The sequence below is a fragment of the Virgisporangium aliadipatigenens genome (genome assembly GCF_016863615.1).
Lineage (GTDB): Bacteria > Actinomycetota > Actinomycetes > Mycobacteriales > Micromonosporaceae > Virgisporangium > Virgisporangium aliadipatigenens.
On the sequence record NZ_BOPF01000019.1, the window covers coordinates 83,601 to 107,213 of the forward strand.

Annotated in this window: 22 protein-coding genes; 15 read left to right on the forward strand and 7 right to left on the reverse strand. The window is 73.6% G+C overall.

From position 1 onward, the window contains the following. The first annotated feature begins 38 nt into the window (after positions 1 to 38). Positions 39 to 2,588, forward strand: a complete 2,550-nt coding sequence (locus Val02_RS24955; RefSeq protein WP_203901625.1) for a cation-translocating P-type ATPase — start codon at positions 39 to 41, stop codon at positions 2,586 to 2,588. A gap of 185 nt (positions 2,589 to 2,773) precedes the next feature. On the opposite strand, the gene Val02_RS24960 is transcribed toward Val02_RS24955, so the two are convergent. Both Val02_RS24960 and Val02_RS24965 read right to left on the reverse strand, forming a co-directional pair. Further along, positions 2,774 to 3,598 carry an AMIN-like domain-containing (lipo)protein gene (locus Val02_RS24960; protein ID WP_203901626.1) on the reverse strand — a complete coding sequence of 275 codons (825 nt, stop codon included), beginning with the start codon at positions 3,596 to 3,598 and terminating at the stop codon, positions 2,774 to 2,776. 19 nt (positions 3,599 to 3,617) lie between these two features. Then, entirely contained in the window at positions 3,618 to 4,433 is an 816-nt protein-coding gene (locus Val02_RS24965; protein ID WP_203901627.1) for an SPFH domain-containing protein, read from the reverse strand. A gap of 179 nt (positions 4,434 to 4,612) precedes the next feature. Between Val02_RS24965 and Val02_RS24970 the strand changes: the two genes are divergently transcribed. Beyond that, positions 4,613 to 5,446 carry a universal stress protein gene (locus Val02_RS24970; protein WP_203901628.1) on the forward strand — a complete coding sequence of 278 codons (834 nt, stop codon included), beginning with the start codon at positions 4,613 to 4,615 and terminating at the stop codon, positions 5,444 to 5,446. A gap of 12 nt (positions 5,447 to 5,458) precedes the next feature. Here Val02_RS24970 and Val02_RS24975 read toward each other — a convergent pair whose 3' ends face one another. After that, positions 5,459 to 5,827 (reverse strand): GNAT family N-acetyltransferase, encoded by a 369-nt coding sequence (locus Val02_RS24975; protein ID WP_203901629.1) that lies wholly within the window; start codon positions 5,825 to 5,827, stop codon positions 5,459 to 5,461. Positions 5,828 to 5,990: 163 nt separating this feature from the next. Here Val02_RS24975 and Val02_RS24980 point away from each other — a divergent pair, with 163 nt between their 5' ends. The 3 genes from Val02_RS24980 to Val02_RS47575 all read left to right on the forward strand — a co-directional run bounded on the left by Val02_RS24980 (position 5,991) and on the right by Val02_RS47575 (position 8,403). Further along, positions 5,991 to 6,866, forward strand: coding sequence for a universal stress protein (locus tag Val02_RS24980; protein WP_203901630.1), 876 nt, complete (start codon positions 5,991 to 5,993; stop codon positions 6,864 to 6,866). A 206-nt stretch (positions 6,867 to 7,072) separates the two neighbouring features. Next, positions 7,073 to 7,957 carry a universal stress protein gene (locus Val02_RS24985; RefSeq protein ID WP_203901631.1) on the forward strand — a complete coding sequence of 295 codons (885 nt, stop codon included), beginning with the start codon at positions 7,073 to 7,075 and terminating at the stop codon, positions 7,955 to 7,957. Then, the gene (locus Val02_RS47575; protein WP_275415609.1) at positions 7,954 to 8,403 is read left to right on the forward strand and encodes a patatin-like phospholipase family protein; all 450 of its coding nucleotides are present in this window, start codon (positions 7,954 to 7,956) and stop codon (positions 8,401 to 8,403) included. The genes Val02_RS24985 and Val02_RS47575 overlap by 4 nt, the downstream gene beginning before the upstream one ends. On the opposite strand, the gene Val02_RS24995 is transcribed toward Val02_RS47575, so the two are convergent. Together Val02_RS24995 and Val02_RS25000 are read right to left on the reverse strand one after the other, a co-directional pair. Further along, the gene (locus Val02_RS24995; protein ID WP_203901632.1) at positions 8,349 to 9,809 is read right to left on the reverse strand and encodes a WS/DGAT/MGAT family O-acyltransferase; all 1,461 of its coding nucleotides are present in this window, start codon (positions 9,807 to 9,809) and stop codon (positions 8,349 to 8,351) included. The two genes, Val02_RS47575 and Val02_RS24995, sit on opposite strands and share 55 nt — an antisense overlap. Positions 9,810 to 9,916: 107 nt before the next feature. Next, on the reverse strand, positions 9,917 to 11,095 hold the full coding sequence (locus Val02_RS25000) for a hypothetical protein (RefSeq protein WP_203901633.1): 1,179 nt from the start codon (positions 11,093 to 11,095) through the stop codon (positions 9,917 to 9,919). Positions 11,096 to 11,324: 229 nt separating this feature from the next. Between Val02_RS25000 and gap the strand changes: the two genes are divergently transcribed. After that, a complete protein-coding gene (gap, locus tag Val02_RS25005) occupies positions 11,325 to 12,335 on the forward strand; it encodes a type I glyceraldehyde-3-phosphate dehydrogenase (RefSeq protein ID WP_203901634.1) in 1,011 nt (336 codons plus the stop codon). Here gap and Val02_RS25010 read toward each other — a convergent pair. Then, positions 12,290 to 13,204: a serine/threonine-protein kinase gene (locus tag Val02_RS25010; RefSeq protein WP_203901635.1), complete on the reverse strand. Its 915-nt coding sequence runs from the start codon at positions 13,202 to 13,204 to the stop codon at positions 12,290 to 12,292. The two genes, gap and Val02_RS25010, sit on opposite strands and share 46 nt — an antisense overlap. Before the next feature lie 307 nt (positions 13,205 to 13,511). On the opposite strand from Val02_RS25010, the gene hypF reads away from it, so the two are divergent. From hypF to Val02_RS25055, 9 genes are all read left to right on the forward strand, one after another. Next, positions 13,512 to 15,797, forward strand: a complete 2,286-nt coding sequence (gene hypF / locus Val02_RS25015; RefSeq protein ID WP_203901636.1) for a carbamoyltransferase HypF — start codon at positions 13,512 to 13,514, stop codon at positions 15,795 to 15,797. A gap of 3 nt (positions 15,798 to 15,800) precedes the next feature. Next, positions 15,801 to 16,064, forward strand: coding sequence for a HypC/HybG/HupF family hydrogenase formation chaperone (locus Val02_RS25020; protein ID WP_203901637.1), 264 nt, complete (start codon positions 15,801 to 15,803; stop codon positions 16,062 to 16,064). Beyond that, complete coding sequence (hypD, locus tag Val02_RS25025; protein ID WP_203901638.1) at positions 16,061 to 17,173, forward strand: hydrogenase formation protein HypD; 1,113 nt, start codon at positions 16,061 to 16,063, stop codon at positions 17,171 to 17,173. Before Val02_RS25020 ends, hypD begins: the two co-directional genes overlap by 4 nt. Continuing rightward, entirely contained in the window at positions 17,170 to 18,210 is a 1,041-nt protein-coding gene (gene hypE / locus Val02_RS25030) for a hydrogenase expression/formation protein HypE (protein WP_203901639.1), read from the forward strand. The genes hypD and hypE overlap by 4 nt, the downstream gene beginning before the upstream one ends. A 95-nt stretch (positions 18,211 to 18,305) precedes the next feature. After that, the gene (locus Val02_RS25035) at positions 18,306 to 19,388 is read left to right on the forward strand and encodes a 4Fe-4S dicluster domain-containing protein (protein ID WP_203901640.1); all 1,083 of its coding nucleotides are present in this window, start codon (positions 18,306 to 18,308) and stop codon (positions 19,386 to 19,388) included. After that, positions 19,385 to 20,203 carry an FAD/NAD(P)-binding protein gene (locus Val02_RS25040; protein WP_203901641.1) on the forward strand — a complete coding sequence of 273 codons (819 nt, stop codon included), beginning with the start codon at positions 19,385 to 19,387 and terminating at the stop codon, positions 20,201 to 20,203. The genes Val02_RS25035 and Val02_RS25040 overlap by 4 nt, the downstream gene beginning before the upstream one ends. Beyond that, positions 20,203 to 20,988 carry an NADH-quinone oxidoreductase subunit B family protein gene (locus Val02_RS25045; protein ID WP_203901642.1) on the forward strand — a complete coding sequence of 262 codons (786 nt, stop codon included), beginning with the start codon at positions 20,203 to 20,205 and terminating at the stop codon, positions 20,986 to 20,988. The genes Val02_RS25040 and Val02_RS25045 overlap by 1 nt, the downstream gene beginning before the upstream one ends. Beyond that, on the forward strand, positions 20,985 to 22,283 hold the full coding sequence (locus tag Val02_RS25050) for a Ni/Fe hydrogenase subunit alpha (RefSeq protein WP_203901643.1): 1,299 nt from the start codon (positions 20,985 to 20,987) through the stop codon (positions 22,281 to 22,283). The genes Val02_RS25045 and Val02_RS25050 overlap by 4 nt, the downstream gene beginning before the upstream one ends. Positions 22,284 to 22,304: 21 nt before the next feature. Next, on the forward strand, positions 22,305 to 22,574 hold the full coding sequence (locus tag Val02_RS25055) for a GlsB/YeaQ/YmgE family stress response membrane protein (protein ID WP_203901644.1): 270 nt from the start codon (positions 22,305 to 22,307) through the stop codon (positions 22,572 to 22,574). Between the two features lie 72 nt (positions 22,575 to 22,646). Here the strand turns inward: Val02_RS25055 and Val02_RS25060 are convergent, their stop codons facing one another. Beyond that, a complete protein-coding gene (locus tag Val02_RS25060; protein WP_239153313.1) occupies positions 22,647 to 23,540 on the reverse strand; it encodes a class I fructose-bisphosphate aldolase in 894 nt (297 codons plus the stop codon). Positions 23,541 to 23,613: the final 73 nt, after the last annotated feature.

Sequence of the window (23,613 nt, forward strand, 5' to 3'; positions counted from 1 at the left end):
AGCACTCTCGGCTGGACAAGCCTGCGGAAGGGTCAGCGATGGCGAGCGATCTCCGGACTCACACGGCAGACCGAGGCCTCTCCGAGGCGCAGGCGCAAAGCCGCCTCGAAGTCGACGGGCCCAACGCGCTGCCCGCCGCGCCGCACGTTCCTGCGTGGCGCCGCGTATCGGCACAACTGCGCGACCCGCTCATCCTGGTCCTGTTGGTCGCCATCGCGCTGACCGTCGCCACCGGCGACTGGACGGACGCGGCGGTCATCGCCCTCGTGATCGTCGTCAACACCTCGGTCGGCGTCGCCCAGGAGATCAAGGCGGACCGCGCCATCGCCGCCCTCGCCGGGCTGACCGCACCGGAGGCACGCGTCCTGCGCGACGGCGGGCAGCGGCTCGTACCGGCGGCCGAGGTAGTCGTGGGAGACGTCCTGGTCCTGGCCGAGGGCGACATCGTCGCGGCCGACGCCACCGTCGCCGCGGGGGCCGCGCTGCTGGTCGACGAGGCCGCGCTCACCGGGGAGTCGGTGCCGGTCGACAAGGATGCCGGCGACACGGTTTCCGCCGGCACCGTCGTCGTGCGCGGCCGCGGTGTCGCCGAGGTGGTCGCGACCGGTGCGGCGAGCGCCATGGGGCGTATCGCGGCGCTGATGTCGACCCGGTCGCAACGCACACCCCTGCAGCGCCGGTTGATGGGCGTCGGCCGGGCACTGGCCGTCGTCGCCGTGGTGCTGTGCACGGTCGTGCTCGTCCTGGGGCTGCTGCGCGGCGAGTCCGTGGAACTGATGGCCGTCACGGCGATCAGCCTCGTGGTGGCGGCCGTTCCGGAGTCGCTGCCGGCCGTGGTGACGCTGGCGCTGGCGCTGGGCGCGCGCCGGATGGCCGCCCGACGCGCCCTCGTGCGGCGGCTTCCTGCGGTGGAGACGCTCGGATCGGTGACGGTGCTCGCCACCGACAAGACGGGCACGCTGACCGAGGGAAGCATGGCCGTCCGTCTACTGTGGACACCCGTCGGCGAGGGCGTGGTCGACGGCAACGGATACGCGCCGCACGGCACGGTCCGCCGGGCCGGCCGGCCGGTCAACTGCGACGGCGCGCCGGACCTCGCCGGGCTGCTCCGCGCCGCACTGTTGTGCAGCGACGCGGAGCTGCGGGCGCCAGATACTCCCGAGGCGGCGTGGACGGCCCTCGGCGACCCCACCGAGGCGGCGCTCGTCGCGGCCGCCCCCAAGCTGGGGCTGGCGCCGGGAGAGGTCAGGGCGTCGCTGCCCCGCATCGACGAACGCCCGTTCGACAGCGTCAGTAAGAGAATGACCACCGTCCACCGGAGACCGGATGGCGGCGTCCGGGTGATCTGCAAGGGCGCCCCGGAGGTCCTGCTGCACCCGCGCCTCCTCTACGAGCCCACGGACCTGATCGAACTCGCGACCGCGAAGGCAGACGAGCTCGCCACCCACGGATACCGCGTCCTGGCCGTCACCGCCGCCGACCACGACACCGACGCCCGTTCGCAGGACTGGGACGCGGAACTGCGGCTGGTCGGCCTGATCGGCATCCAGGACCCGGCCCGCCCGGCGGCCGCCGGCACGATCGCGGCCTGCCGGGACGCCGGCATCACCCCGGTCCTCATCACCGGCGACCATCCGGCGACCGCCCGGGCCGTCGCGGTCGACGCCGGCGTCATCCCCGCCGACGGCGAGGTCGTCGACTGCCGCCGCCTGGTCGCGGCCGGGGAGGACGGCATGCGGCGCGCGCGGGTGTTCGCCCGCGCCACCCCGGAGCAGAAGCTCGACATCATCTCGGCCCGGCAGCGGGCGGGCGACATCGTCGCGATGACCGGCGACGGTGTGAACGACGGGCCCGCGCTGCGCCGCGCCGACATCGGTGTCGCGATGGGCAAGCGGGGCACCGAGGTCGCCCGCCAGGCCGCCGATCTCGTGCTCGCCGACGACGACCTCGGGACGCTGGTCGCCGCCGCGGAGGAGGGCCGGCGGGTCTACGCCAACATCCGCCGGTTCCTGCTCTACGCCCTGTCGGGCGGCGCCGCCGAGATCGCCGTCATGCTCGCCGGGCCGTTCCTGGGGCTGCCGCTGGTGCTGCTGCCGGCGCAGATCCTCTGGGTCAACCTGCTCACCCACGGGCTGCCGGGCGTGGCGATGGGCGGCGAACCCGCCCCGCCGGACGTGATGCGGAACCCGCCCCGCCCGCCCGCCGAGTCCGTGCTGGGCGCCGGGCTGTGGCAACGGGTGCTGCGGGTGGGCGCCGTCATCGCCGCGCTCACCCTCGGCGTGGCCGTGTGGGCGGAGGCGACCGGGCGGCCGTGGCAGAGCATGGCGTTCTTCACCCTGGGTGCCACGCAGCTCGCCGTCGCGCTCGGCTCCCGGGCCCGTCCGGGCAGCCGCACCAACCCGATGCTCCCGGTCGCCGTCGCCGGCGCCCTGGCGTTGCAGCTCGCGGGTCTGTACGCGCCGGTGCTCAACGACCTGCTCGGCACGGTGCCGGTCGCGCTTCCCGACCTGTTGGTCGTGGGTGTCCTGTCCGGGCTCGGCTACGCCGCGATCCGGCTGGACCGATTGGTCCGTCGGTCGTCGTCGTGAACTCGTAACCGCCCGAAGCGGAACTCGTCCCGACGACCACGCCGTGCGCGTCGACGGCCAGGGCGCTCGCCGTGCCGGAGAGCGGGACCGCCGTATCGTTCTTCGCCGACGCCCGCCCCGGTCGCATCGGAAGGGAGCCCCGCCGACCGGGCGGAAGGCCGCCGGCCGGCGGGGTGACCGGAGTGCTACGGCTCCAGGGAGATCGGGACGGAGTCGCTCTGCCCGACCGGTTGCTCGGTGCGACCGCACGGGTCGAAGATCTTCACGAACCGCACCGAGGGGAACTGCTTGAGCGTCGGCATGATCTCGTTCGCGATCGAGACGGTCGAGCCGTCGCAGGCGCACCCGTCGGTCAGGATCACCCGGGCGACGCCGTCCTCGATCGTCACGCCGGCGAAGCCACCGGCGTGCGAGTCGACGAAGCGCAGCCCGGCTTTGCGTTCGTCCTCCGTCGGGCCGGCGAACAGCCGCTGCAACGCGCCCCGCGAGGTGGCCGGCGGGATCACCGGCCGGCTCACCGACCGGGACCGCTGCTGCGCGGCGTCGTCGACGAAGTACACCTGCACCGGCACCGTGCGCGCCGGCCGGTCGACGTCGATGACGATCCGGCTCGGCACCAGCAACGTGGTGACCCGGAACGCCGTCGCCTGCGCCAGCCCGACCACGAACGTCAGCACCGCCTCGTAGTCGCCGGCGGCGTTGACCTGGATGAGGTTCGGCAGCGAGAACGTGCGCCGCTCCGGCCCGAAGGTACCGACGAGCCCGTCGCCGTGACCCGTCGCCGGGTAGAACGTCACCCGCAGGAACGCATCACCGGCGGTCGGCTCCGGCGCGCCGGAGCCGTCGGCGACCACCTGCGACACGAAGCGCACCTCGTTGTCGAACGGCGGCGGGCCGTCGAACTCGAACACGAGCCGGTCGAACGTGCCGTGGTCGGCGGCGCGCACGTCGACCAGTGTGGACACGACGGGCGGCGCCGCGTCGTCGCACAGGACCGGAATCTGCACCATGGCTGTCCACCCCCTCCGCTCAGCTCAACGCGCGCAGGTCATCGGGCACCGTCGGCGCCTGCTCGGCCGCCTTCGCCTCGGTCAACTGCGCGAAGAAGCGCAGCAGTTCCACCGGGAACGGCATGACGAGCGTGCTGTTCTTCTCCGCCGCGACGTCCACCACGGTCTGCAACAGCCGCAGCTGGAACGCCCCCGGAGTGGCCGCCATCGCGCGGGAGGCGTCGGCCAGCCGGCGTGACGCCTGGTACTCGCCGTCGGCGGCGATGACGCGGGCGCGACGTTCCCGTTCCGCCTCGGCCTGCCGGGACATCGAACGCTTCATCGAGTCCGGCAGCGCGACGTCCTTCACCTCGACCCGTTCGATCAGAACGCCCCACGGCTTCTCGGTGGGTGCGTCGATCGCGGCCTTGAGCTCGGTGTTGATCCGCTCCCGGTCGCTGAGCAGGGTGTCCAGGTCGGCCCGGCCGATGACCGAACGCAGCGACGTCTGTGCCACCTGGAGGACGGCGCGCCCGTAGTCGCGCACGTTCACCAGCGCCTTGATCGGGTCGACGACGCGGAAGTAGACGACGGCGTCGACCGTCAGGGTCACGTTGTCCCTGGTGATCGCCCCCTGTGCCGGCACCGGCATCACGACCGTCTGCATGGTCACCTTCGCCATCCGGTCGACGATCGGGATGATCACCCGGAGTCCGGGCTGCCGCACCTTCTCCAGCACCCGGCCGAACCGGAACACGATGCCGCGCTGGTACTGCTGCACCAGCCGCAGGCTCGCCATCGCCGTCAGCAGCAGCACACTCAGCACGACGACCGTCCACGCGAGTGGGGTACTCATGGCCGCCTCCATTCGTCATGAGACGTCGACACATGTCGACATCCGTAGCGTCCATCCGCCGGCAGCGCGGGTGCGGGGCCGAAGGTCCCCGGGACAGGTGCCGACCGGCCCTGAGGCCGACGACCGCATCCGCGACACCCTGAACCATCACCGCTCCTGCGCAACCCCGGGAGGACGTCATGGCCGAGACCGAGATCGTCGTCGGGGTGGACGGTTCCGTGCCGAGCCTGAGCGCGCTGCGCCTCGCCGCGGCGGAGGCCGAACGGCACCGCTCCCGGCTGCGCGTGATCACCGCCTACGGTCGGGATCCGCGCACCGCACGGGAAGTGCGCCAGCACTACACCGGTGTGGTCTCCGACGCCCTCCGGGAGATCCGCATCATCGCGCCGGGCGTGTCCGTTGCCGGGCAGGCCGTCGAGGGCGACCCGACGCACGTGCTGCTGCGGGCCGCGCGCGGCGCCCGGATGCTCGTCGTGGGCAGCCGCGGCGGCGGCGGGTTCCGCGATCTCCTGCTCGGCTCGGTGAGCCAACGGGTCGCGACGCACGCCACGGTTCCGGTCCTGGTCGTGCGCGGCGGCCCGAACACCGTCGGCCGGAAGGTCGTCGTCGGGGTGGACCGCTCCGCGGGCAGCAGCCTCGTGCTGGACGCGGCGTTCGAGGAGGCGGCGGCGCGCGGGGTGGCGCTGCACGCGGTGCGCGCGTACGGCTTCCCGGTGCCACCGATCCCGGCCGCCATCACCCCGTTGCCGTACGACCCGCCCGTCGTCCGCCGTCACGAGTGCGAGGGCCTGCGGGAAACGCTGGCGCCGTGGCGGGAGAAGTTCCCCGAGGTCGCGATCCTCAGTACGGTCAGCCAGGCGGGTCCGGCCCGGATCCTCATGGAACTCTCGGCCGGTGCCGGCGTCGTGGTCGTCGGCTCGCACGGTCACAGCGCCGTCGTCGGCACCCTGCTCGGCTCCGTCGGCCTCCAACTCCTGCACCATGCCGCGTGCCCCGTCCTGATCGCCCGTTGAGGACAGCCGGCCTCACCGCCGCGGGGCGAGGTCGACGATCCTGCGGTCCAGCAGGGTGGCGATGCCCGCGCCGTGGTACCGGTCGTCGACGAGGACATGCGTGTGCGCCCGGTCCGGGCACTGCGCCCGCACCGCGACCGCGACGATGGCACCGTCGTGCTCGGCGACGAGCGCGACGTGGTCACGACCCGGCGGACGCAGGACGGACAGCAGCACGTCGAACGAGACGGCGGCGGCGCCGAACACGCGCAGGAACTCCGGGCTGTCCCGGACCCGCTCGTGCAGCCGGCGCAACGCCGTCAGGTCGCCGTCGCACAGCGGTCGGACGCGCAGCGGCAGGCCACTGCCCGTCAGGTCCGATTGCTGGTCGACGGCTGCCATGACGCACCTCCTCGTGGGCGCCGTACAGGTCCACTGTCGCCCCCCGCGCCGCCGCGCGCTCAGGGCCGTTCGGCCCGGCCGACACGGTCGTGACGGCCCTACGCCCGACCGCCGTCCCGCGCGACGCTCGGCCCGGACTCCCGATCCGACCGAGGAGACAGCAATGGGACGCAACGAGGTCATCGTCGGGATCGATGGCGACAAGACGCACCGGGCCGCGTTGTACTGGGCCGCCGACGAGGCGACCCGACGCGGCGTCGGGCTCCGCATCATCCACGCCTACCTGTCCGAGTGGCCGGACACCGACCTCGCCCTGCGCCGCGCCGCGCGGGCACTGGAGCCGCTCGCCGAGGAGGTACTCGCCGCGGCGGTGAACGACATCCACGCCTACACGCCCGACCTTCCGGTCACCGCCGCCGTGGAACGCAGCGGTCCGGCCTCGGCGCTGATCGGCGCGGCCGACCCGGGCGACCTCCTCGTGGTCGGCAGCCGGCACGACGCCGCCGGCCTCACCGCGACGCTGCTGGGTTCCACCGCCCAGCAGGTCGCCCTGCACAGCACGACCTCCGTGGCGGTGGTGCGGGGCCGCGACGACACCGTGGGCACCGACGCCACGGGGCCGGTCGTGGTCGGCGTGGACGGCTCGGCCGCGTCGAGGACAGCGCTCGGCGTGGCGTTCGAGGCGGCCGCCGCGCGCGGCGCCAGGCTGTCGATCGTCCGGGCGTTCCGCCCCGGGTCGCCGCCGTGGCCGCGGGACGTCGCGCCGTCGCTGCTCCGCGACGTCACGACCACCCGTGCCGCGCACCTTAAGGAACTGGGCCTCGCCGCGGCCGCCTGGTCCGAGAAGTTCCCCGACGTCGGCGTGGACATGTTCGTCCTGCCGGGCTATGCCGCCGAGGTGCTCGACGACGCGACCGGCAACGCGCAGCTCGTCGTGGTCGGTTCGCGGGGTCACGGCGGGTTCGCCGGCCTTCTGCTCGGCTCCGTCGGCCTGCATCTGATCCACCACGCAGACTGCCCGGTGCTCATCGCCCGTTGACGGTGCGGGGCTTTGCGCCGTGGCGCGCGTTACCGGCCACGGTCAGGGCCGAACGTCCCGTCGTCGAACGGCCGGCGAGCCCTGTGCATCGAGACCGTAGCGGAGTGTGCTGGAGGAAGCCGGTGAGGCGAGGCTCCGCCGTTCCCGCGAAGCCGTTGCCGCGAAACCGTTCCGGCAACCACCGGCGCAGCCTGAGGAGGTGCACGATGACGGGCCTGATCGTCGTCGGCGTCGACGGCTCCCGCCACGCGTCGCGCGCCGTCGAACTCGCGGCCGACGCGGCCGCACGACGTGGCGCCGAACTCCAGGTGATCCACGCGTTCACCTGGCCGCTGATCCACCCACCGCTGGTACCGGACACCTCGACCGAGTACCTCGACCCCCGGCGGCGCGCCTGGGTCATCGTCGACGCGGCCGAGTGCGCCGCCGTGCAGCGGCATCCCGAACTCGTCCTCGACGGCCGGGTCGTCAACGGAGCCGCCCCGGGCGTGCTGGTCGAGGCCTCGCGACATGCCGACGTCCTGTACGTGGGCCACCGCGGCCTCAGCGGTTTCAACGAACTCGTGATGGGTTCCGTCGGAGTGGCCGCGATCATTGACGCCTACTGCCCGGTCGTGGTGGTGCGCGGCGAGCCCTCGGCCCCGGACGCACCGGTGATCGTGGGCATCGACGGCTCGAACAGCGCGTACGTGGCGGCCCGGGCCGGCTTCGAGGAGGCCCGGCTGCGCGGTGCCGACCTGGTCGCCGCATGGGTGCGGACGCCGGGTCTCGGCCGACGCGCCGCCGAGTGGGACGCCGACGCGACGGCTCTGCCCGGCATCGCACAGGGGTTCCCGGGCGTCAGGTGGACGACCCACCTCGGGTACGACCAGTCGGCTCCCGAGTACCTGGAACGGCTCGCCAAGAGGACCGGTGCGGGCCTGCTGGTGGTCGGCTCGCACGGTATCGGAGGGCTGCGCGGGCTGTTGCTCGGCGGCACCTGCCGCCACCTCGTGGACCATGCGCCCTGCCCGGTCCTGGTGACCCGGCCGAAGGTCGAGCAGCGCACGGCGGTGGGGAAGGCCGCGACCGGCACGTCGCCGACCGCCTGAATCGGCGCCGGCCCGGCACAGGGCCGAACGACCCTGCCGGCACGCCCGCCGGCGCCGCACCGTGGAAGCGGCACCGGCGGGTCGTCTTCGGCCGACCCGGCGGGCCGTCACCCGACGTGTCGGCGGTCGTCGCCGCCTCCTGCGCCGTCCCCGGCTACTTCACCCCGATCGAGATCGGCGGTGTCGAGTACGTCGACGGCGGGGTCCATTCCCCGACCAACGCCGACCTGCCCATCAGGCTGTGGTTCCGTCATCTCCTGCGCCAGGAACTGTGGACGCTGCGCCGGCCCGGTCTGCGGCTGGGGACCGTCGAGCCGGACCGGGCGACGTTACGGGCGATGGGCCTGAACGTGATGCGCGCACACCGCCTCGACCGCATCGAAGCGGCCGCCTACGCACTCGCCCGCCGACGGCTCACCGAGACGCCGGGCCCGGGACGTTCCTGAGCCGTGGCCCGCTTCCTGGGCGGCTTCGGGACGGTGTCGACGAGTGCCCTGACCTCGTCGGCGAGCGCCGCGGTGAAAAGTCCGATCTCGGGCACCGAGTCGAAGTCGGTGGTGATGCCGAAGACGGCCTGGCCACCGAAGGTGAACACGGACACGCCGGTACGCAACCCGTTGCCGATCGGCACGTAGGGGAGGATCTCCCGGACCGGCCGGCCGAGCGCGTAGAGCCGCTGGCGCGGCCCGGGCACGTTCGTGACGACCGTGACGACGGAGCGCTGACGCAGCCGCAGCACCATCCGCACCCCCATCGCGATCGGGGCGAACGGCTCGTAGCGCGCCAGCGCCGTCATCGACGCGTGCGCCTCGCTCTCCTTGCCGCGCTTGAGCCGCATGACCCGTTGGTGCACGGAGTGCAGGCGGTTCAACGGATCCACGAACTCCACCGGCAGGCTCGGCAGCAGCACGGAGATCCGGTTGTCGAGGATGCCGGCCTCGCTCCCGGCGCGGACGTTCACCGGTACCAGGGTGCGGATGCTGCCCGGCACCGGCGCCTCGCCCCGCGCGAGCATGAGCCGGCGGAAGGCGCCGGTCACCGCGGCGAGCACCACGTCGTTGACGGTGACGCCGTGCGCCTTCGCGACCGCCACCACGTCGGCGAGCGGAACCCGGCTGACCGCCCAGCGCCGGCTCGTGCCGACCGGCCCGCCGAGCGACGTGGGCGTGCCCGGCCACATCCCGGCCGCCAGCGTGCCGAGCCCCAGGGCGGTCTCCCCGGCGCGGCGGGCCAGCACGCCCGGTGCCCGCAGCGCGCGCCCGACGAGGCGCACCTGGTCGGCGGGCATGCGCGCCAGCCGCACGAGCGCGTCGGCGGTCAACCGGAAGGTGGTAGGGGCCGGGCACGGCCGCTGGGCGTCGGCGACGGCGTCGCGCGGCTCCGGTGTCGCGTCGAACAGCAGCCGGTACAACTCGTTGCCCGAGACCCCGTCGACCATGCAGTGGTGCACCTTCGACAGCAGTGCCCACCGCCCCTCCGGCAGCCCTTCGATCACCCAGTACTCCCACAGCGGCCGCGAACGGTCGAGCCGGTGCGACATGATCCGGGCCACCACGCGGCACAGGTCCTCCTCGGTGGCGCCGGCCGGAAGGGCGGTGCGCCGGACATGGAAGTCGAGATCGACGCCCTCGACATCGACCCACACCGGTGGCCCCAGATCGAACGGCACCCGCCGCACCACCTGCCGGTAGCGCGGGATCAGCGGCAGGCGCCCGGCGATCGCCGCCTGGAACTCGGCGTGTGCCGGCGCGGGTCCGTCGATCACCGCGACCGAGGCGATGGCCATCGACAGGTGTGCGTCCTCGTCCTCGGCGTCCAGGAACGTGGCGTCCAACACGCTCAACTCGTCCATGATCACTCCTCGGGGTGGCGGGTGTACGCAGGCACCGTCCCGCCACCCCGAGGTCGCCGCACGGGTCCAACGTCCCGGCCCGCGGGGCCGTGGGCCGGGACGCGCGTTCAGCCGGTCTCGCGCACGGTCACCGACGCACCGTTGTTGAACGGGTCGGACTCGCTCAGGCCGGTGCCGTCGGCCCGGACACCGCCCACGCGCGCACCCGCCTCGCCGCCGCTCTGGGTGGCCGGCCGCCGGAACGCGAAGCTGACCGAGTTGGTGCCGCCGAGCGCCGGTGGCGGGACCTCCAGAACGACCTCACCGTTCTTGACCTGTGGCTCGGCGGCGCCGTCGGCCTCCACCCCGGCCGGGACGTTCACCGTCACCACGAGGTGGTCCGGCCGCGCACCACGCCGGTACGAGACCGTCACGGTCAGGACGCCTCGGCGCACGCCGCTGATCGGCGCACCGAAGACCAGGTCACCGGCGGTGAGACCGGTCTCGGTCACCGACGGGTTCACCGGGAACGCGGTGGGGCCGCTCACCTGGCGGAAGCGCTGCCCGTTCCAGGCGTAGCCGCGGGTCTGCCACAGCTGCGGTGTCTCGTCGCCGCAGCAGCGCTGGAAGTCGCCCACCTTGACCCGCACCACATGGTCGGCGGTGACCGACACCGTGTCGAAGACCCGGATCTCGCCGGTGGTGGCGACGACCGTGCCGAGGGTCACGATGCGACCCGAGCGGTCCCGGTCCAGCGCCAGCAGTTGTCCGCTGCCGCCCTGGACCACGCAGTACAACGGCACCACCGTCTCGCGCGCGCCGTCACGGTCGACGTCGCCGTAGACGGGGTCGCCGAAGAACATGTACCGCGGGAAGTCGAACCGATCGTCCGGGGGGACGGTCAGGGTCGAGCCGGGGAACTTGACCCAGCCGGAAAGCCCGGTCAGGTTGTCCTGCGGCCACGGCGGCACCTGGATCGTGGAACGCATCAGTTCCTCTCTCGAGATGCGCCCGTCCGGGGCGCCTGTCCCCGGGCGGGTCGACGGCGTGGCACCACCGCTGCCACCGGTCGCGCCGGGCGACGCCGACTCCGAGGCGCCCACCGACGGTGCGACGCCCGGCTCCGGCGGGGTGGAGTCACCGCGGAGCAGGACGAACAGCCCCAGCGGCAACAGGATCACGACGGCGACCAGTGCGGACAACAACGCCACGCGCCGCAGGTGGCGATGCCGTTCCACCCGTTCCGGCGGAATCGGCGGGCCCAACTCCTCCGGAGGCGGCATGGGCTGCGTGGGGAACTCCGACATGTCACACCTCCTCGTTCCTGACGGCCGACCACGCGGTACGACCGTTCACCCATCAGCGTGTGCCGGAAGGACCCGTGCGACCCGGGCCGAAAGTCCGTGTCCGCACGCGGGTTGCCGACAGTCCGCGGGCGGGCGGGACCAACGTCCTCCCGGCCCCGATCGGTTCGGCCCTGCCCGCTCCCGGCACGACCCGGAATGGTCGGGGAGGAAGCGATGACAGGAGGACGTGATGACGTACCGGGTGGCGATCAACGGTTTCGGCCGGATCGGCCGGAACTACGTGCGGGCCGCGCTGGAGCGGGGCCTGTTCGACGACGGAGGCGTGGAGATCGTCGCGGTCAACGACCTGTGGCCGGCGGCGACGCTCGCGCACCTGCTCGCGCACGACTCGACGTTCGGGCCGCTGCGCGCCCCAGTGTCGGTCGAGGGGCAGACACTCACCGTGGCGGGCCACGACATCACCCTTTTCGGCGAACGCGACCCGGCCGCCCTCCCCTGGGCGACGCTCGGCGTCGACCTCGTGATCGAGTCCACCGGCCGGTTCCGCACGCGCGACGACGCCGCCCTGCACCTGAAGGCCGGCGCCCGCCGGGTGCTCATCTCCGCCCCCGGCAAGAACGTCGACGCCACGATCGTGCTCGGCGTCAACACCGGCGCGCTGGACCCGGCGAACGAGGTCGTCTCGGCCGCCTCCTGCACCACGAACTGCGTGGCTCCCATGGTGAAGGTGCTGCACGAGGCGTTCGGGCTGGAACACGGCTTCCTCACCACCGTGCACGCCTACACCAACGACCAGGTCGTGCTCGACACCCCGCACAAGGATCCGCGCCGCGCCCGGGCGGCCGGCGTGAACATGATCCCGACCAGCACCGGCGCCGCGAAGGCCGTCGGCCTGGTGCTGCCGGAACTGGCCGGCCGGCTGGGCGGCGTCGCCGTGCGCGTGCCGGTGGAGAACGGTTCGCTGACCGACCTGACCGCGAAGCTCGCCGTGCCGGTGACGGCCGCCGAGGTCAACCACGCGTTCGCGGCCGCCGGTGCGGAGGGTCCCCTCGCCGGGATCCTGCGCTACACCGAGGCTCCGCTGGTCTCCCGCGACATCGTCGGCGACGCGGCCTCGTGCGTGTTCGACGCGAACCTGACCCAGGCCGACGGCGACCTGGTGAAGGTCTTCGGCTGGTACGACAACGAGTGGGGCTACACCAACCGGTTGCTCGACCTGACGGTGCTGATGGCCGGGTGATCCGGGCGCGACGGCCGCCGGTCCCCGGTTCGCCGGGGGCCGGCGGCGCTGCGGTCCGCTCCGCCCGCCGCCGCCAGCCGACACAACTGCCCGCGGACCCGTTCGATCCCGGGGCGGCACACCGGATCGGGTTGGAGCATGCGCCGGATCAACGGCCACAGCGGACCGGCCCGGTGCGGCGGATCGGGCACGCCCCCGGCCACCGCGATCAGCGTCGCGTGCACCGAACGGCGCAGGTGCGGTGGCCGGCCCTCGACCGCGGTGTACAGCGTCGCACCGAGCGACCAGACGTCGCCGGCGGCGAGGGAGACGCCGCGGAGCAGGCGTTCCGGTGGGGCGTAGGCGGGTGTGCCGAGCACCTCGCCCCCGTCGTCGCCGGGACCGATGTGGGCGATGCCGAAGTCGGTCAGCACCACCCGGCGTCCGGACGCGACGAGGACGTTCGAGGGTTTGACGTCGCGGTGCAGCACGCCGGCCCGGTGTACCGCGGCCAACGCCGCCGCGAGTTCGGCACCGACGGCGGCCACGTAGCCGGGAGGCAGCAGGCCGGCGTTGTCCACCAGTTCCCGTAACGAACGCGCCGGCACGTACTCGCCGACGATGGCCGGAAAGCCGCCGAGGTCGACGAGATCGTACAGGCGCGCCACCCCGGGGTGGTTCACCCGCGCGGCCGCCCGTGCCTCGTGTTCGGCGTACCGACGGATGCCGGCCAGATCGTCGGCGGCCACGCACGGCGCGGCGGTGATGTGCTTGACCGCGATGTCGCGCTGCAACACCCGGTCCCACGCCCGCCACACCTGCGCGGTACCGCCGGAGCCGACGATCTCTTGCAGTTCGTACCGTTGCCCGGGCGCTCTGAGCCCCGTCATGGCGCCTCCCCCGCCCGACTGCCGGGGCGCCCGCCGGCGATCGGTCACGGTGGCGGCTGCCCATCTTGGCGATGGTGGGTCTACGGTGCGTGGACCGTCGTCTCCAATTCCGCCACCGGAGGTCCGTCCAGTCCGGCGGGCGCACGGTCATGCTGCCTCCCCGGGGGGCGTGGTGATCAGGGGCATTCGGCCCTTGTGTTCGCGCCGCCGACCGCACCCGGGCGTCGCACCGCCGCGGGACGAAGGTCCCTCGCCACCGGTCCTGCGGGCACTGTGCACGCCCGACGGCAGCGTGCACGGTGGCACCGTGGCCGCGGACCGCAGCGTGGAGATCGAGGTGCGGGGAACCGTCCAGGGGGTCGGTTTCCGGCCGTTCGTGCACCGGCTCGCCACCGCGCACGGGCTCGCCGGCGACGTGCGCAACGCGGGCGGCACCGTCGTCATCCGGTTGCGCGGAGACGGTGCCGGCGTGGCGTCGTTTCTTCGGCGGCTGGCGGCCGAGGCCCCGTCGGCGGCCCGTGTCGGCGACGTCCGCGCACGGGATCTGCCGGTCGGTGCCGTGCCGGTGGGCGGGTTCCGCATCGGCGGGTCCACCACGAGCGCCGTGGGCGTCCGGGAGGTGCCGCCGGACCTTGCGACCTGCCCGGACTGCCGCGCCGAACTCGCCGATCCGACCGACCGGCGCTACCGGTACCCCTTCGTGAACTGCACGGCCTGTGGCCCGCGCGCCACGATCATCGACGACCTGCCCTACGACCGGGTCCGCACGGCGATGTCGACGTTCCCGCTCTGCGCCGCGTGCGCGGCCGAGTACGCCGCACCGGCCGATCGCCGGTTCCACGCCGAACCGGTGGCCTGCCCGGACTGCGGTCCCCGGCTGTGCTGGTGGCCCGGCGGGGTGGAGGGCGCCGAGGCGTTCGCGGCCGCGGTGGCCGCGCTCGAGGCCGGCAGCGTGGTCGCGGTCAAGGGAATCGGCGGCTACCAACTGCTGTGCGACGCCGCCGATGCGCACGCCGTCGCCCACCTGCGCGCGGCAAAGCACCGGCCGCGCAAGCCGTTCGCGGTGATGGTGCCGGATCTCGCCGCCGCGCGCCGGCTCGCCGCGCTCTCCCCCGCGCAGGAACGGGTACTGTCCGGACCCGCCGCGCCGATCGTGCTCGCCGTCCGACGCCCCGGCACGCCGCTGGCCGCCGGGGTATGCGGCGGTTCCGCGGAGATCGGGCTCTTCCTGCCCTACAGTCCGCTGCACCATCTGCTGCTCGCCGCGCTGGACCGGCCGCTGGTCGTCACGAGCGGCAACGTCTCGGGTGCGCCGATCGTCGTCGACGACGCCGTGGCGAGGGCGGCGCTCGGCACGTTCGCCGCCGGCATCCTGGGGCACGACCGGCCGATCCGGTCCCGTTACGACGACTCGGTGGTGCGGCTCCTCGGCGACCGCACGACCGTGTTGCGGCGCGCCCGCGGGTTGGCGCCCGCACCGGTACCGCTTCCCGTTCCGGCGCGGGAACCGGTGCTTGCCGTCGGCGCCCAGCTCAAGCACACCGTCACGCTGGCCGTCGGCACCCGTGCCGTGCCCGGCCCGCACACCGGCGACCTGTCCGACGCGGCCGCGTACCAGGCGTTCACCGACACGGTGGAACGACTGTGCCGCTGGCACGCCGTCACCCCGCACGTCGTGGCGCACGACCTGCACCCCGGATACCTGTCGACCCGCTTCGCCCGTTCCCACGAAGGCAGGCGGATCGCGGTTCAGCACCATCACGCCCACGTCGCCGCGGTGGCCGCCGAGCACGGCATCACCGGGCCGGTGCTCGGCGTGGCCTACGACGGGCTCGGCCTCGGCGACGACGGAACGCTGTGGGGCGGCGAGATCCTCCTCGCCACGCTCACCGGCTACCGCCGCCTGGCCCGCTTCGCCCGCGCGCCCTTGCCCGGCGGCGAGTCAGCCGTCCGCCACCCCGCCCGAACGGCGCTCGGCCACCTGTACGGCGCGGAGGAACTCGGCGGCGCCCGGCCGGACCCGCGCGACGCCGCCGTCCTGTGGCACACCGTCGACCCGCGCACGGCGGCGACGGTACGCGAGCTGGTGGCGCGCCGGGTCAACGCGCCGCTCGCATCGAGCGCGGGCCGCCTGTTCGACACCGTCTCGGCCCTGCTCGGTCTCTGCGCGACGGCCACCTACGAGGGCGAGGCGGCGGTCCTGCTGGAGACGGCCGCCGCGCCGTACGGCCCGGTGCCCGCGCTGCCCTGGCGGCTGGCGAACCGGGACGGGCTGCTGGTCTACGACCCCGCGCCGACGCTGCGGGCGGTGCTCGCGCACGGCGGGGCCGCGGGCGAGGTGGCGGCGGCGTTCCACACCACCGTCGCCGAGGTGACCGAGGCGCTGCTGACCGAGGCCGCCCGCGCGACCGGGGTCCGCACGGTGTGCCTCGGCGGCGGGGTCTTCGCCAACCGGCGTCTCACCACCGACCTGCTGGACCGGCTGCCCCGCGCCGGGTTCACCGTCCACATCGGAGCGTCGGTCCCCAGCAACGACGGCGGGATCAGCTACGGACAGGCGGCCGTCGCGGCGGCCCTGAGCGCGAAGGAGTGACCCATGTGCCTCGGCATCCCGGGCCGGATCGTCGACCTGTGCACCGACGGCGGCGATCCCCTGCTGCGCACCGGCACTGTCGACTTCGACGGCGTACGCCGTCGCGTCTGCCTCGCCTACACGCCCGACGCGACACCCGGCGACTACGTGATCGTGCACGTCGGGTTCGCGATCAGCGTCGTCGACGCCGACGAGGCCGCGCGCACCCTGGCCGTCCTGCGGGCGATGCCCGACGTTCTCGCGCGGGAACTGGAGGCCGGGCCGTGAGATACCTCGACGAGTACCGCGACCCCGTGCTGGCCCGGCGGCTCCTGGCGGAGCTGCGTGCGCTCGCCACCCGCCCGTGGCGGTTGATGGAGGTGTGCGGCGGCCAGACCCACACGATCGTGCGGCAGGGCATCGACGAGATGCTGCCGGCCGGTATCCGGATGGTGCACGGCCCCGGCTGCCCGGTCTGCGTCACGCCGCTGTCCACAGTGGACCGTGCGGTGGCGATCGCCGAACGCCCGGACGTCATCTTCACCAGCTACGGCGACATGCTCCGGGTGCCCGGCAGCGGGGGCAGCCTGCTGGAGGTACGCGCGCGGGGCGGTGACGTGCGGGCGGTGTACTCGCCGCTCGACGCGGTGCGCATCGCCGTCGCCGAACCCGACCGGCAGGTGGTGTTCTTCGCGGTCGGGTTCGAGACGACGGCACCGGCCAACGCCGCCGCGGTGCGCCACGCCGCCCTGGCCGGGTTGCGGAACTTCTCGGTGCTGGTCAGCCACGCGCTGGTGCCACCGGCGTTGACCACGATCCTCGACGCGCCGGACACCGGCATCGACGCCGTACTGGCCGCCGGGCACGTCTGCGCGGTGATGGGCTGGACCGAGTACGAGCCGATCGCCGCGCGCTACCGACTGCCGATCGTCGTCACCGGGTTCGAGCCGCTGGACCTGCTGGAGGGGATCACGATGGCGGTGCGCCAGCTGGAGGAGGGCCGCGCCGAGGTCGAGAACCAGTACCGCCGCGCAGTCCGGCGCACCGGCAACACCGCCGCGCAGGCCGCCGTGCGGGAGGTGTTCACGGTCGGGCCGCGAACGTGGCGCGGCATCGGCGCCATCCCCGACAGCGGCCTCGTGCTCACCGAGGCGTACGCCCGCTTCGACGCCGAACGCCGCTTCGGGGTCACGCACCTGGCCGCCGCCGAACATCCGGCGTGCATCGCCGGCGACGTGCTGCGCGGTACCCGCCTGCCGACCGAGTGCCCCGAGTACGGCCGCGGTTGCACCCCACGCCACCCACTCGGCGCGCCGATGGTCTCCAGCGAGGGCACCTGCGCGGCGTTCCACGCGGCCGGCCGCACCGCTCCGTCCACAGTGGAGGAACGACGATGAACCCCCAGGCATGCACCGACTGCACCCGGCCGTCCGTGGACCAGGAACGGATCCTGCTCGGACACGGCGCCGGCGGCCAGCTCATGGCCGAGCTGCTGAACGACGTGATCACTCCGCACCTCGCGGCACCGGTAGAGGACGCCGCCGTGGTGCCGTTCGGCGCGGCGCGCGCGGTGCTGTCCACCGACGGCTTCGTGGTCACGCCGCGCTTCTTCCCCGGTGGTGACATCGGCTCGCTGGCCGTGCACGGCACCGTGAACGACCTGGCGATGCGCGGTGCCGCACCGGTGGCGCTCTGCCTGGCCTACGTGATCGAGGAGGGCCTGCCGACCGCCGAACTGCGCGCCGTGACGGCCTCGGTGGCGGCCGCCGCCCGTGCCGTCGGCGTGCCGGTGGTCACCGGTGACACCAAGGTGGTGAACCGGGGCTGCGCCGACGGGCTATTCGTCACCACCACCGGGTTGGGCCGGCTGCACCCCGCCGCGCGGGTCTCCGCCACCCGAGGCCGGCGCGGCGACGTGGTGCTGCTGTCCGGGCCGATCGGCGCCCACGGCACGGCCATCCTCACCGCCCGCGAGGGCCTGGGGTTGGCCTCCGACGTGGCCTCCGACAGCCGCCCGCTGCACCGCCTCGTCGCGGCGATGCTCGACGCCGGCGGCGAGGACGTGCACGCGCTGCGCGACCCGACGCGGGGCGGGCTGGCCGCCGCGCTCAACGAACTGGCGGCGGCCGGCCGCATCGGCATCGAGTGCGACGAGCCGGCCGTTCCGGTGCCGGCGGCGGTCGCATCCGCCTGTGACCTGCTCGGCCTCGACCCGTTCGAGGTGGCGAACGAGGGCTGCCTCGTGGCGCTCGTGCACCCCCGGGCGGCGCAACGGGTGCTCGCGGCGATGCGCGCCAGGCCCGAGGGCGCCGACGCCACGGTCATCGGCGAGGCGACCGCCGGCCCGCCGGGCAGGGTCACCGCCCGAACCCTGGTCGGCTCGCACCGCATCGTCGACCTGCCGCTCGGCGAGCAGCTTCCGCGCATCTGCTGAGCCGTAGGGCCGATCGGCCCCGGTCGGTCCGGGACCGACGCCCCTGACATGCATCACCGGCGCGGCGGACCGTGGCACCGAAGGGAGGATCCGGCATGTTCCAACTTCCCGATCTCGACGGCCTCTTCGCCGCCCTGCACGCGGACGGGTACCGCATCGTCGGCCCGACCGTCTCGGCCGGCGCGATCGTGCTGGCCGAACTCGACCGGCCGGCCCACCTGCCGTACGGCGTGCGCGTGGAGACGGCGCCCGGGCACTACCGGCTGCGCCCCGGCCCGGCCCGGCAGGCGTTCACCCACACCGCCGGCCCGCAGGCGTGGAAGGAGTTCCTGCAACCGTCGCCCGAACGGCTGTGGCGGGGCACGCGCGACGACGAGGGCTTCCGCGTCGACGCCGCCGAGGAGCCGCCGCGTCCCACCGCCCTGCTCGGTGTGCGCCCGTGCGACCTGCGCGCACTCGGCATCCTGGACGGTGTTCTCGGCGACGGCGAACGGTACGCCCGGCGCCGGGCAGCCAGCCTGGTCATCGCCGTGGACTGCACCGAGCCCGGGGAGGCCTGCTTCTGCGTCAGTGCCGGCGGCGGCCCGGCCGCGCGGTCGGGGTTCGACATCGGGCTCGTCGAACGCCCCGACGGCGGCTACCTCGCCCGCGCCGCGACCGACCGCGGCACCGACCTGCTCGCCCGGCTGGCGGCGCCGGAGGCGAGCGACGTGGAGGTGACGACCGCGCGCAAGGCGGTCGACGAGGCGGCCGCGCGGATGGGTCGCCGGCTGCCCGAGGTCGACCTGCGCGACCTGCTGACCCGCCACCGCACCGACGACACCTACTGGTCGGCGATCGCCGAGCGCTGCCTTGCCTGCGCCAACTGCACGATGGTCTGCCCCACCTGCTTCTGCGCGCGGGTCACCGACGTCACCGACCTGACAGGCGAACACGCCGAACGGTGGCAGCGGGCGGACTCCTGCTTCGACCCCGACTTCAGCTACGTGCACGGGGGTCCGGTCCGCTCGTCGACGGGCGCCCGGTACCGGCAGTGGATCAGCCACAAGTTCGCCACCTGGCACGACCAGTTCGGCGGCTCCGGCTGTGTCGGCTGCGGCCGCTGCGTGGTGTGGTGCCCGGTCGGCATCGACATCACCGCGGAACTGCACGCGCTCGCGCAGCGGGACCGGTCATGAACACCGACCCGGCCCCGCACCGCTACCGCGTCGTCGTCAACCGCGCCGAGACGCCCGACACCTCGACGCTCACGCTCCGGCCGGTCGACGCGCCGCTGCCGGCGTTCCTGCCGGGTCAGTTCGCGATGCTCTACGCCTTCGGGATCGGTGAGATCCCGGTGTCGGTGAGTGGGCGGTGCGGCGCCGGCGGCCTGATGCACACCGTCCGCGCCGTCGGAGCGGTCTCCCGCGCCGTGCACGACTGCCCGCCCGGTGGGTTCCTCGGCGTGCGTGGCCCGTTCGGGCGGCCGTGGACGCTGCCGGCCCCCCGCGACGCGGACGTCGTGGTCGTCGCCGGTGGCCTGGGCCTGGCGCCGCTGCACCCCCTGGTGCGTCACCTGCGCGACCACCGCGTCCGCTACCGCAGCGTGGCGGTCCTCATCGGCGCCCGGACCCCGGACGACCTTCTGTACCGCGCCGAGTACCGGCGCTGGCGCGCCGACGGTCTGGACGTGCGGGTCACGGTGGACCGGCCGCTGCCGGGGTGGAACGGCGCCACCGGGCTGGTCACCGCGTTGTTGACGGGGCTGAGGCCGCAGCCCGGCCGGTGCGCCGGATACGTGTGCGGGCCGGAGGTGATGATGCGTCCGGTCGTGCGGAGCCTCGCCACGATCGGTATGCCCACGTCCCGCGTCGAACTGTCGCTGGAACGCAACATGCAGTGCGGTACCGGCCACTGTGGACACTGCCAGCTCGGGCCGCTGTTCGTCTGTCGCGACGGGCCGGTCGTCCCGGCGACCGCCGCGGAGAACCTTCTCGCCGTCCGGGAGTTGTGATGGCCACCGAGCCCGCGCGCCCCTCGCTCGCCGTCTGGAAGTTCGCCTCCTGCGACGGCTGCCAGCTCACCCTGCTCGACTGCGGCGACGCGCTCCTCACCCTGGCGGCGCGGCTGCACATCGCCGCGTTCCCCGAGGCCAGCAGCATGATCGAACCGGGGCCTTACGACGTGTCGCTGGTCGAGGGTTCGATCACCACCGAGGAGGACGCCGCCCGCATCCGGGACATCCGCGCGCGGTCGACGCTGCTCGTGGCGATCGGCGCCTGCGCCACGGCCGGCGGTATCCAGGCGCTGCGCGACCTCGCCGACGTCGACGAGTTCCGCGCGCAGGTCTACCCGCATCCCGAGTACGTGCGGAGCCTGGCGACGGCCACGCCGATCTCGGCCCACGTGCCGGTGGACCTCGAACTGCACGGCTGCCCGATCGACCGCGGTCAACTCGTGGAGGTACTCGGCGCGCTGCTCGCCGGCCGCAAGCCGGACCTGCCCGTGCACAGCGTCTGCGCGCAGTGCAAGGCGCGCGGCACGCCGTGCCTGCCGGTCGTCGCCGGCGTGCCCTGCCTGGGGCCGGTGACGCGGGCCGGCTGCGGCGCGCTGTGCCCGGCCTACGGGCGCGGCTGCTTCGGTTGTTTCGGTCCGGTCGAGCGACCGAACACCCGCGCCCTCGTCGCGCTGCTGCGCCACCAGGGCATGTCACCGGCCGACATCGGTCGGGTGTTCCGCACCTACACCGCCACGACGGCGCAGTTCCGCGCCGCTGCCGAAGAGGGGGCGCGGTCATGACCCACCGTTCGCGCCGCCTGCTGAAGGTGCCCGCGCTGACCCGGGTCGAGGGTGAGGGCGCCCTGCACGTGGAACTGACCGGCGACACGGTCACCGAACTGCGGCTGGACATCTACGAACCGCCGCGCTACTTCGAGGCGCTGCTACGCGGTCGCCGGTACACGGAACCGCCCGACATCACCGCCCGTATCTGCGGCATCTGCCCGGTGGCGTACCAGATGAGCGCGTGCGCCGCGATCGAGGACGCCTGTGGCGTGGAGGTCGACGACCGGGTGGCCGAACTGCGCCGGCTACTCTACTGCGGGGAATGGATCGCCAGCCACGCCCTGCACATCCACCTGTTGCACGCACCGGACTTCCTCGGCTGCGCGAACGTCGTCGAGCTGGCCCGCCGGCACCGGCCGGAGGTGGAGCGCGGGCTGGCCCTCAAACAGGCCGGCAACGCGGTGCTGGAACTGGTCGGCGGGCGGGCGATCCATCCGTTCAACGTGCGCCTGGGCGGGTTCCACCGGGCGCCGTCCGCGGCCGAGTTGCGCACGCTCGCCGAGCAGACCCTGCGTCCGGCGCGCGACGCCGCGCTCGCCTGCGTGGAGTGGGTGTCCACGTTCGACTTCCCGGATGTCGCGGCCACGCCGGAACTGCTGGCGCTGACCGACCGCCGCTATCCGCTGGACCGCGGCTCGCCGCGCACCTCCTCCGCCGTGGCCTTCCCGGTGCGCGCGTTCGAGGAGCACGTCGTCGAGGAGCAGGTGCCGCACTCCACCGCACTGCACGCCCGGCTGGTGGGCGGCGGCGCGTACCTGACCGGCCCGCTGGCCCGCTACGCCCTCAACCGCGGCGTGTTGTCCCCGCTGGCCCGCGAGGCCGCCGACGCCGCGGGGCTCGGTGCGCGGTGCGACAACCCGTTCCGCAGCATCGTCGTGCGCGCCGTGGAACTCGTCTACGCGATCGACGAGGCCCTGCGCATCATCGACGCCTACGAGCCGCCGCGACCGCCGGCGATCGACGTGGCGCCGCGCGCCGGCATCGGCTACGGCGCCACCGAGGCTCCCCGGGGCGTCCTGTTCCACCGCTACGAACTGGCCGCCGACGGGTCGGTGCGCACGGCGCGCATCGTGCCGCCGACGGCGCAGAACCAGGCGACGATCGAGGCCGACCTGCGCGCGTTCGTCCAGGAGAACCTCGACATGCCCGACGACGACCTCGCCGCCGCATGCGAACGGGTGGTCCGCAACCACGACCCGTGCATCTCCTGCGCCACCCACTTCCTGCGCCTGACCAGGACCCACCGCTGACGGTACGGAAGGAGGTGAACCATGGAGATCACCGGCATCATCTCGGCATTGGTGATCGGGCTCATCATCGGTGCGCTCGGCCGCCTCGTCGTACCCGGCCGGCAGCACCTGGCGTTGTGGCTCACGCTCGTCATCGGCGTCGTCGCCGCGCTGCTCGGCACACTGCTCGCGGCGGCCCTCGGCGTCGCCGACACGGCGGGCGTCGACTGGATCGAACTCCTGCTCCAGGTCGGTCTGGCCGCGCTCGGTGTGAGCGTCCTCGCCGGTACGACGGGCCGACGCACCGGCTGAGTCGCCCTTCCGAACGGCGGCGTGCCCGGCACCGAAGCCGGGCACGCCGTCACATTGTCCACAATGGACTATCTACCGTGGATACTTCACGAGCACCTCGCGCAGTTTCGTGACGAAGCGCATCGACTCGTCGTGCGGGCGCTGCCACACGTTGCGGCCGAAGATCAGCCCGGTGGCACCGGCCTCCATCGACTCGCGCGCCTTCTCGATCATCGCCCCGTCACCGGCCTTCTCGCCGCCGGAAATCAACACCAGGGTCCGGTTGGCCGAGCGGACCACCGAGTCCACCGCCCGCTGGCTGCTGAACTCGGCGTCGTACTCGGGCTTCACGCCGGTGCGCTTGTCCGGACGCGGGAAGTTCACCTTCACCACGTCGGCGCCGAGTTCGCTCGCCGTGCGGGCCGCGTAGTCGACGGCGTAGAACGAGTTCTTGCCGCCCTTGGCCTCGATCGCGTCGCCGCGCGGGTAGGCCCACACCACCAGCGGCATCCCGTAGCGGTGGGCGTCCTCGCGGACCTGCCGGTACTGGGCGAAGTCCTGTTCCTGCGCCCGGGTTCCGACGTACATGGTGTATCCCACCGCGTCCGCCCCTAGTCGCACCGCCTCGGCCACCGAGGCGTGCAGCGGCGACAGCGCCGCGTCGTCGGGTGGGATGTCGGTCTTGCCGTTGAGCTTCAGCAGCAACGGCACCTCCCCGGCGAAGTCCCAGAAGAACTTCTCGGCGAGACCGATCTGCACGGCGATGCCGTTGAAACCACCCTCGACGGCCAATTTGAGGATGTACCGCGGGTCGCCCGCGGCCGGGTTGGCGAAGAAGTCCCGCGGGCCGTGTTCGAGGCCCTGGTCGTACGGCAGGAACAGCGCCGTGCCATTGGCGATCCCGTGCTTGTACAGGATCCGGTGCAGCCGGGCCTTCTTCCCCGGCCCGAGGCCGAGGCGGCCGAGCGTGTCGCCGTTGGTCATCATGCCCTCCTTCGATGGATGTCACGCCCGAGTCTCGTCATCGCCCGAACCGGCGGCAGGGCCGAAGGTCCCGTGC

Coding starts and splice junctions, on each gene's coding strand:
- Val02_RS24955 (WP_203901625.1), top strand. CDS start 39: ATGGCGAGCGATCTCCGGACTCACACGGCAGACCGAGGCCTCTCCGAG.
- Val02_RS24960 (WP_203901626.1), bottom strand. CDS start 3,598: ATGGTGCAGATTCCGGTCCTGTGCGACGACGCGGCGCCGCCCGTCGTG.
- Val02_RS24965 (WP_203901627.1), bottom strand. CDS start 4,433: ATGAGTACCCCACTCGCGTGGACGGTCGTCGTGCTGAGTGTGCTGCTG.
- Val02_RS24970 (WP_203901628.1), top strand. CDS start 4,613: ATGGCCGAGACCGAGATCGTCGTCGGGGTGGACGGTTCCGTGCCGAGC.
- Val02_RS24975 (WP_203901629.1), bottom strand. CDS start 5,827: ATGGCAGCCGTCGACCAGCAATCGGACCTGACGGGCAGTGGCCTGCCG.
- Val02_RS24980 (WP_203901630.1), top strand. CDS start 5,991: ATGGGACGCAACGAGGTCATCGTCGGGATCGATGGCGACAAGACGCAC.
- Val02_RS24985 (WP_203901631.1), top strand. CDS start 7,073: ATGACGGGCCTGATCGTCGTCGGCGTCGACGGCTCCCGCCACGCGTCG.
- Val02_RS24995 (WP_203901632.1), bottom strand. CDS start 9,809: ATGGACGAGTTGAGCGTGTTGGACGCCACGTTCCTGGACGCCGAGGAC.
- Val02_RS25000 (WP_203901633.1), bottom strand. CDS start 11,095: ATGTCGGAGTTCCCCACGCAGCCCATGCCGCCTCCGGAGGAGTTGGGC.
- gap (WP_203901634.1), top strand. CDS start 11,325: ATGACGTACCGGGTGGCGATCAACGGTTTCGGCCGGATCGGCCGGAAC.
- Val02_RS25010 (WP_203901635.1), bottom strand. CDS start 13,204: ATGACGGGGCTCAGAGCGCCCGGGCAACGGTACGAACTGCAAGAGATC.
- Val02_RS25020 (WP_203901637.1), top strand. CDS start 15,801: ATGTGCCTCGGCATCCCGGGCCGGATCGTCGACCTGTGCACCGACGGC.
- hypE (WP_203901639.1), top strand. CDS start 17,170: ATGAACCCCCAGGCATGCACCGACTGCACCCGGCCGTCCGTGGACCAG.
- Val02_RS25035 (WP_203901640.1), top strand. CDS start 18,306: ATGTTCCAACTTCCCGATCTCGACGGCCTCTTCGCCGCCCTGCACGCG.
- Val02_RS25040 (WP_203901641.1), top strand. CDS start 19,385: ATGAACACCGACCCGGCCCCGCACCGCTACCGCGTCGTCGTCAACCGC.
- Val02_RS25045 (WP_203901642.1), top strand. CDS start 20,203: ATGGCCACCGAGCCCGCGCGCCCCTCGCTCGCCGTCTGGAAGTTCGCC.
- Val02_RS25050 (WP_203901643.1), top strand. CDS start 20,985: ATGACCCACCGTTCGCGCCGCCTGCTGAAGGTGCCCGCGCTGACCCGG.
- Val02_RS25055 (WP_203901644.1), top strand. CDS start 22,305: ATGGAGATCACCGGCATCATCTCGGCATTGGTGATCGGGCTCATCATC.
- Val02_RS25060 (WP_239153313.1), bottom strand. CDS start 23,540: ATGATGACCAACGGCGACACGCTCGGCCGCCTCGGCCTCGGGCCGGGG.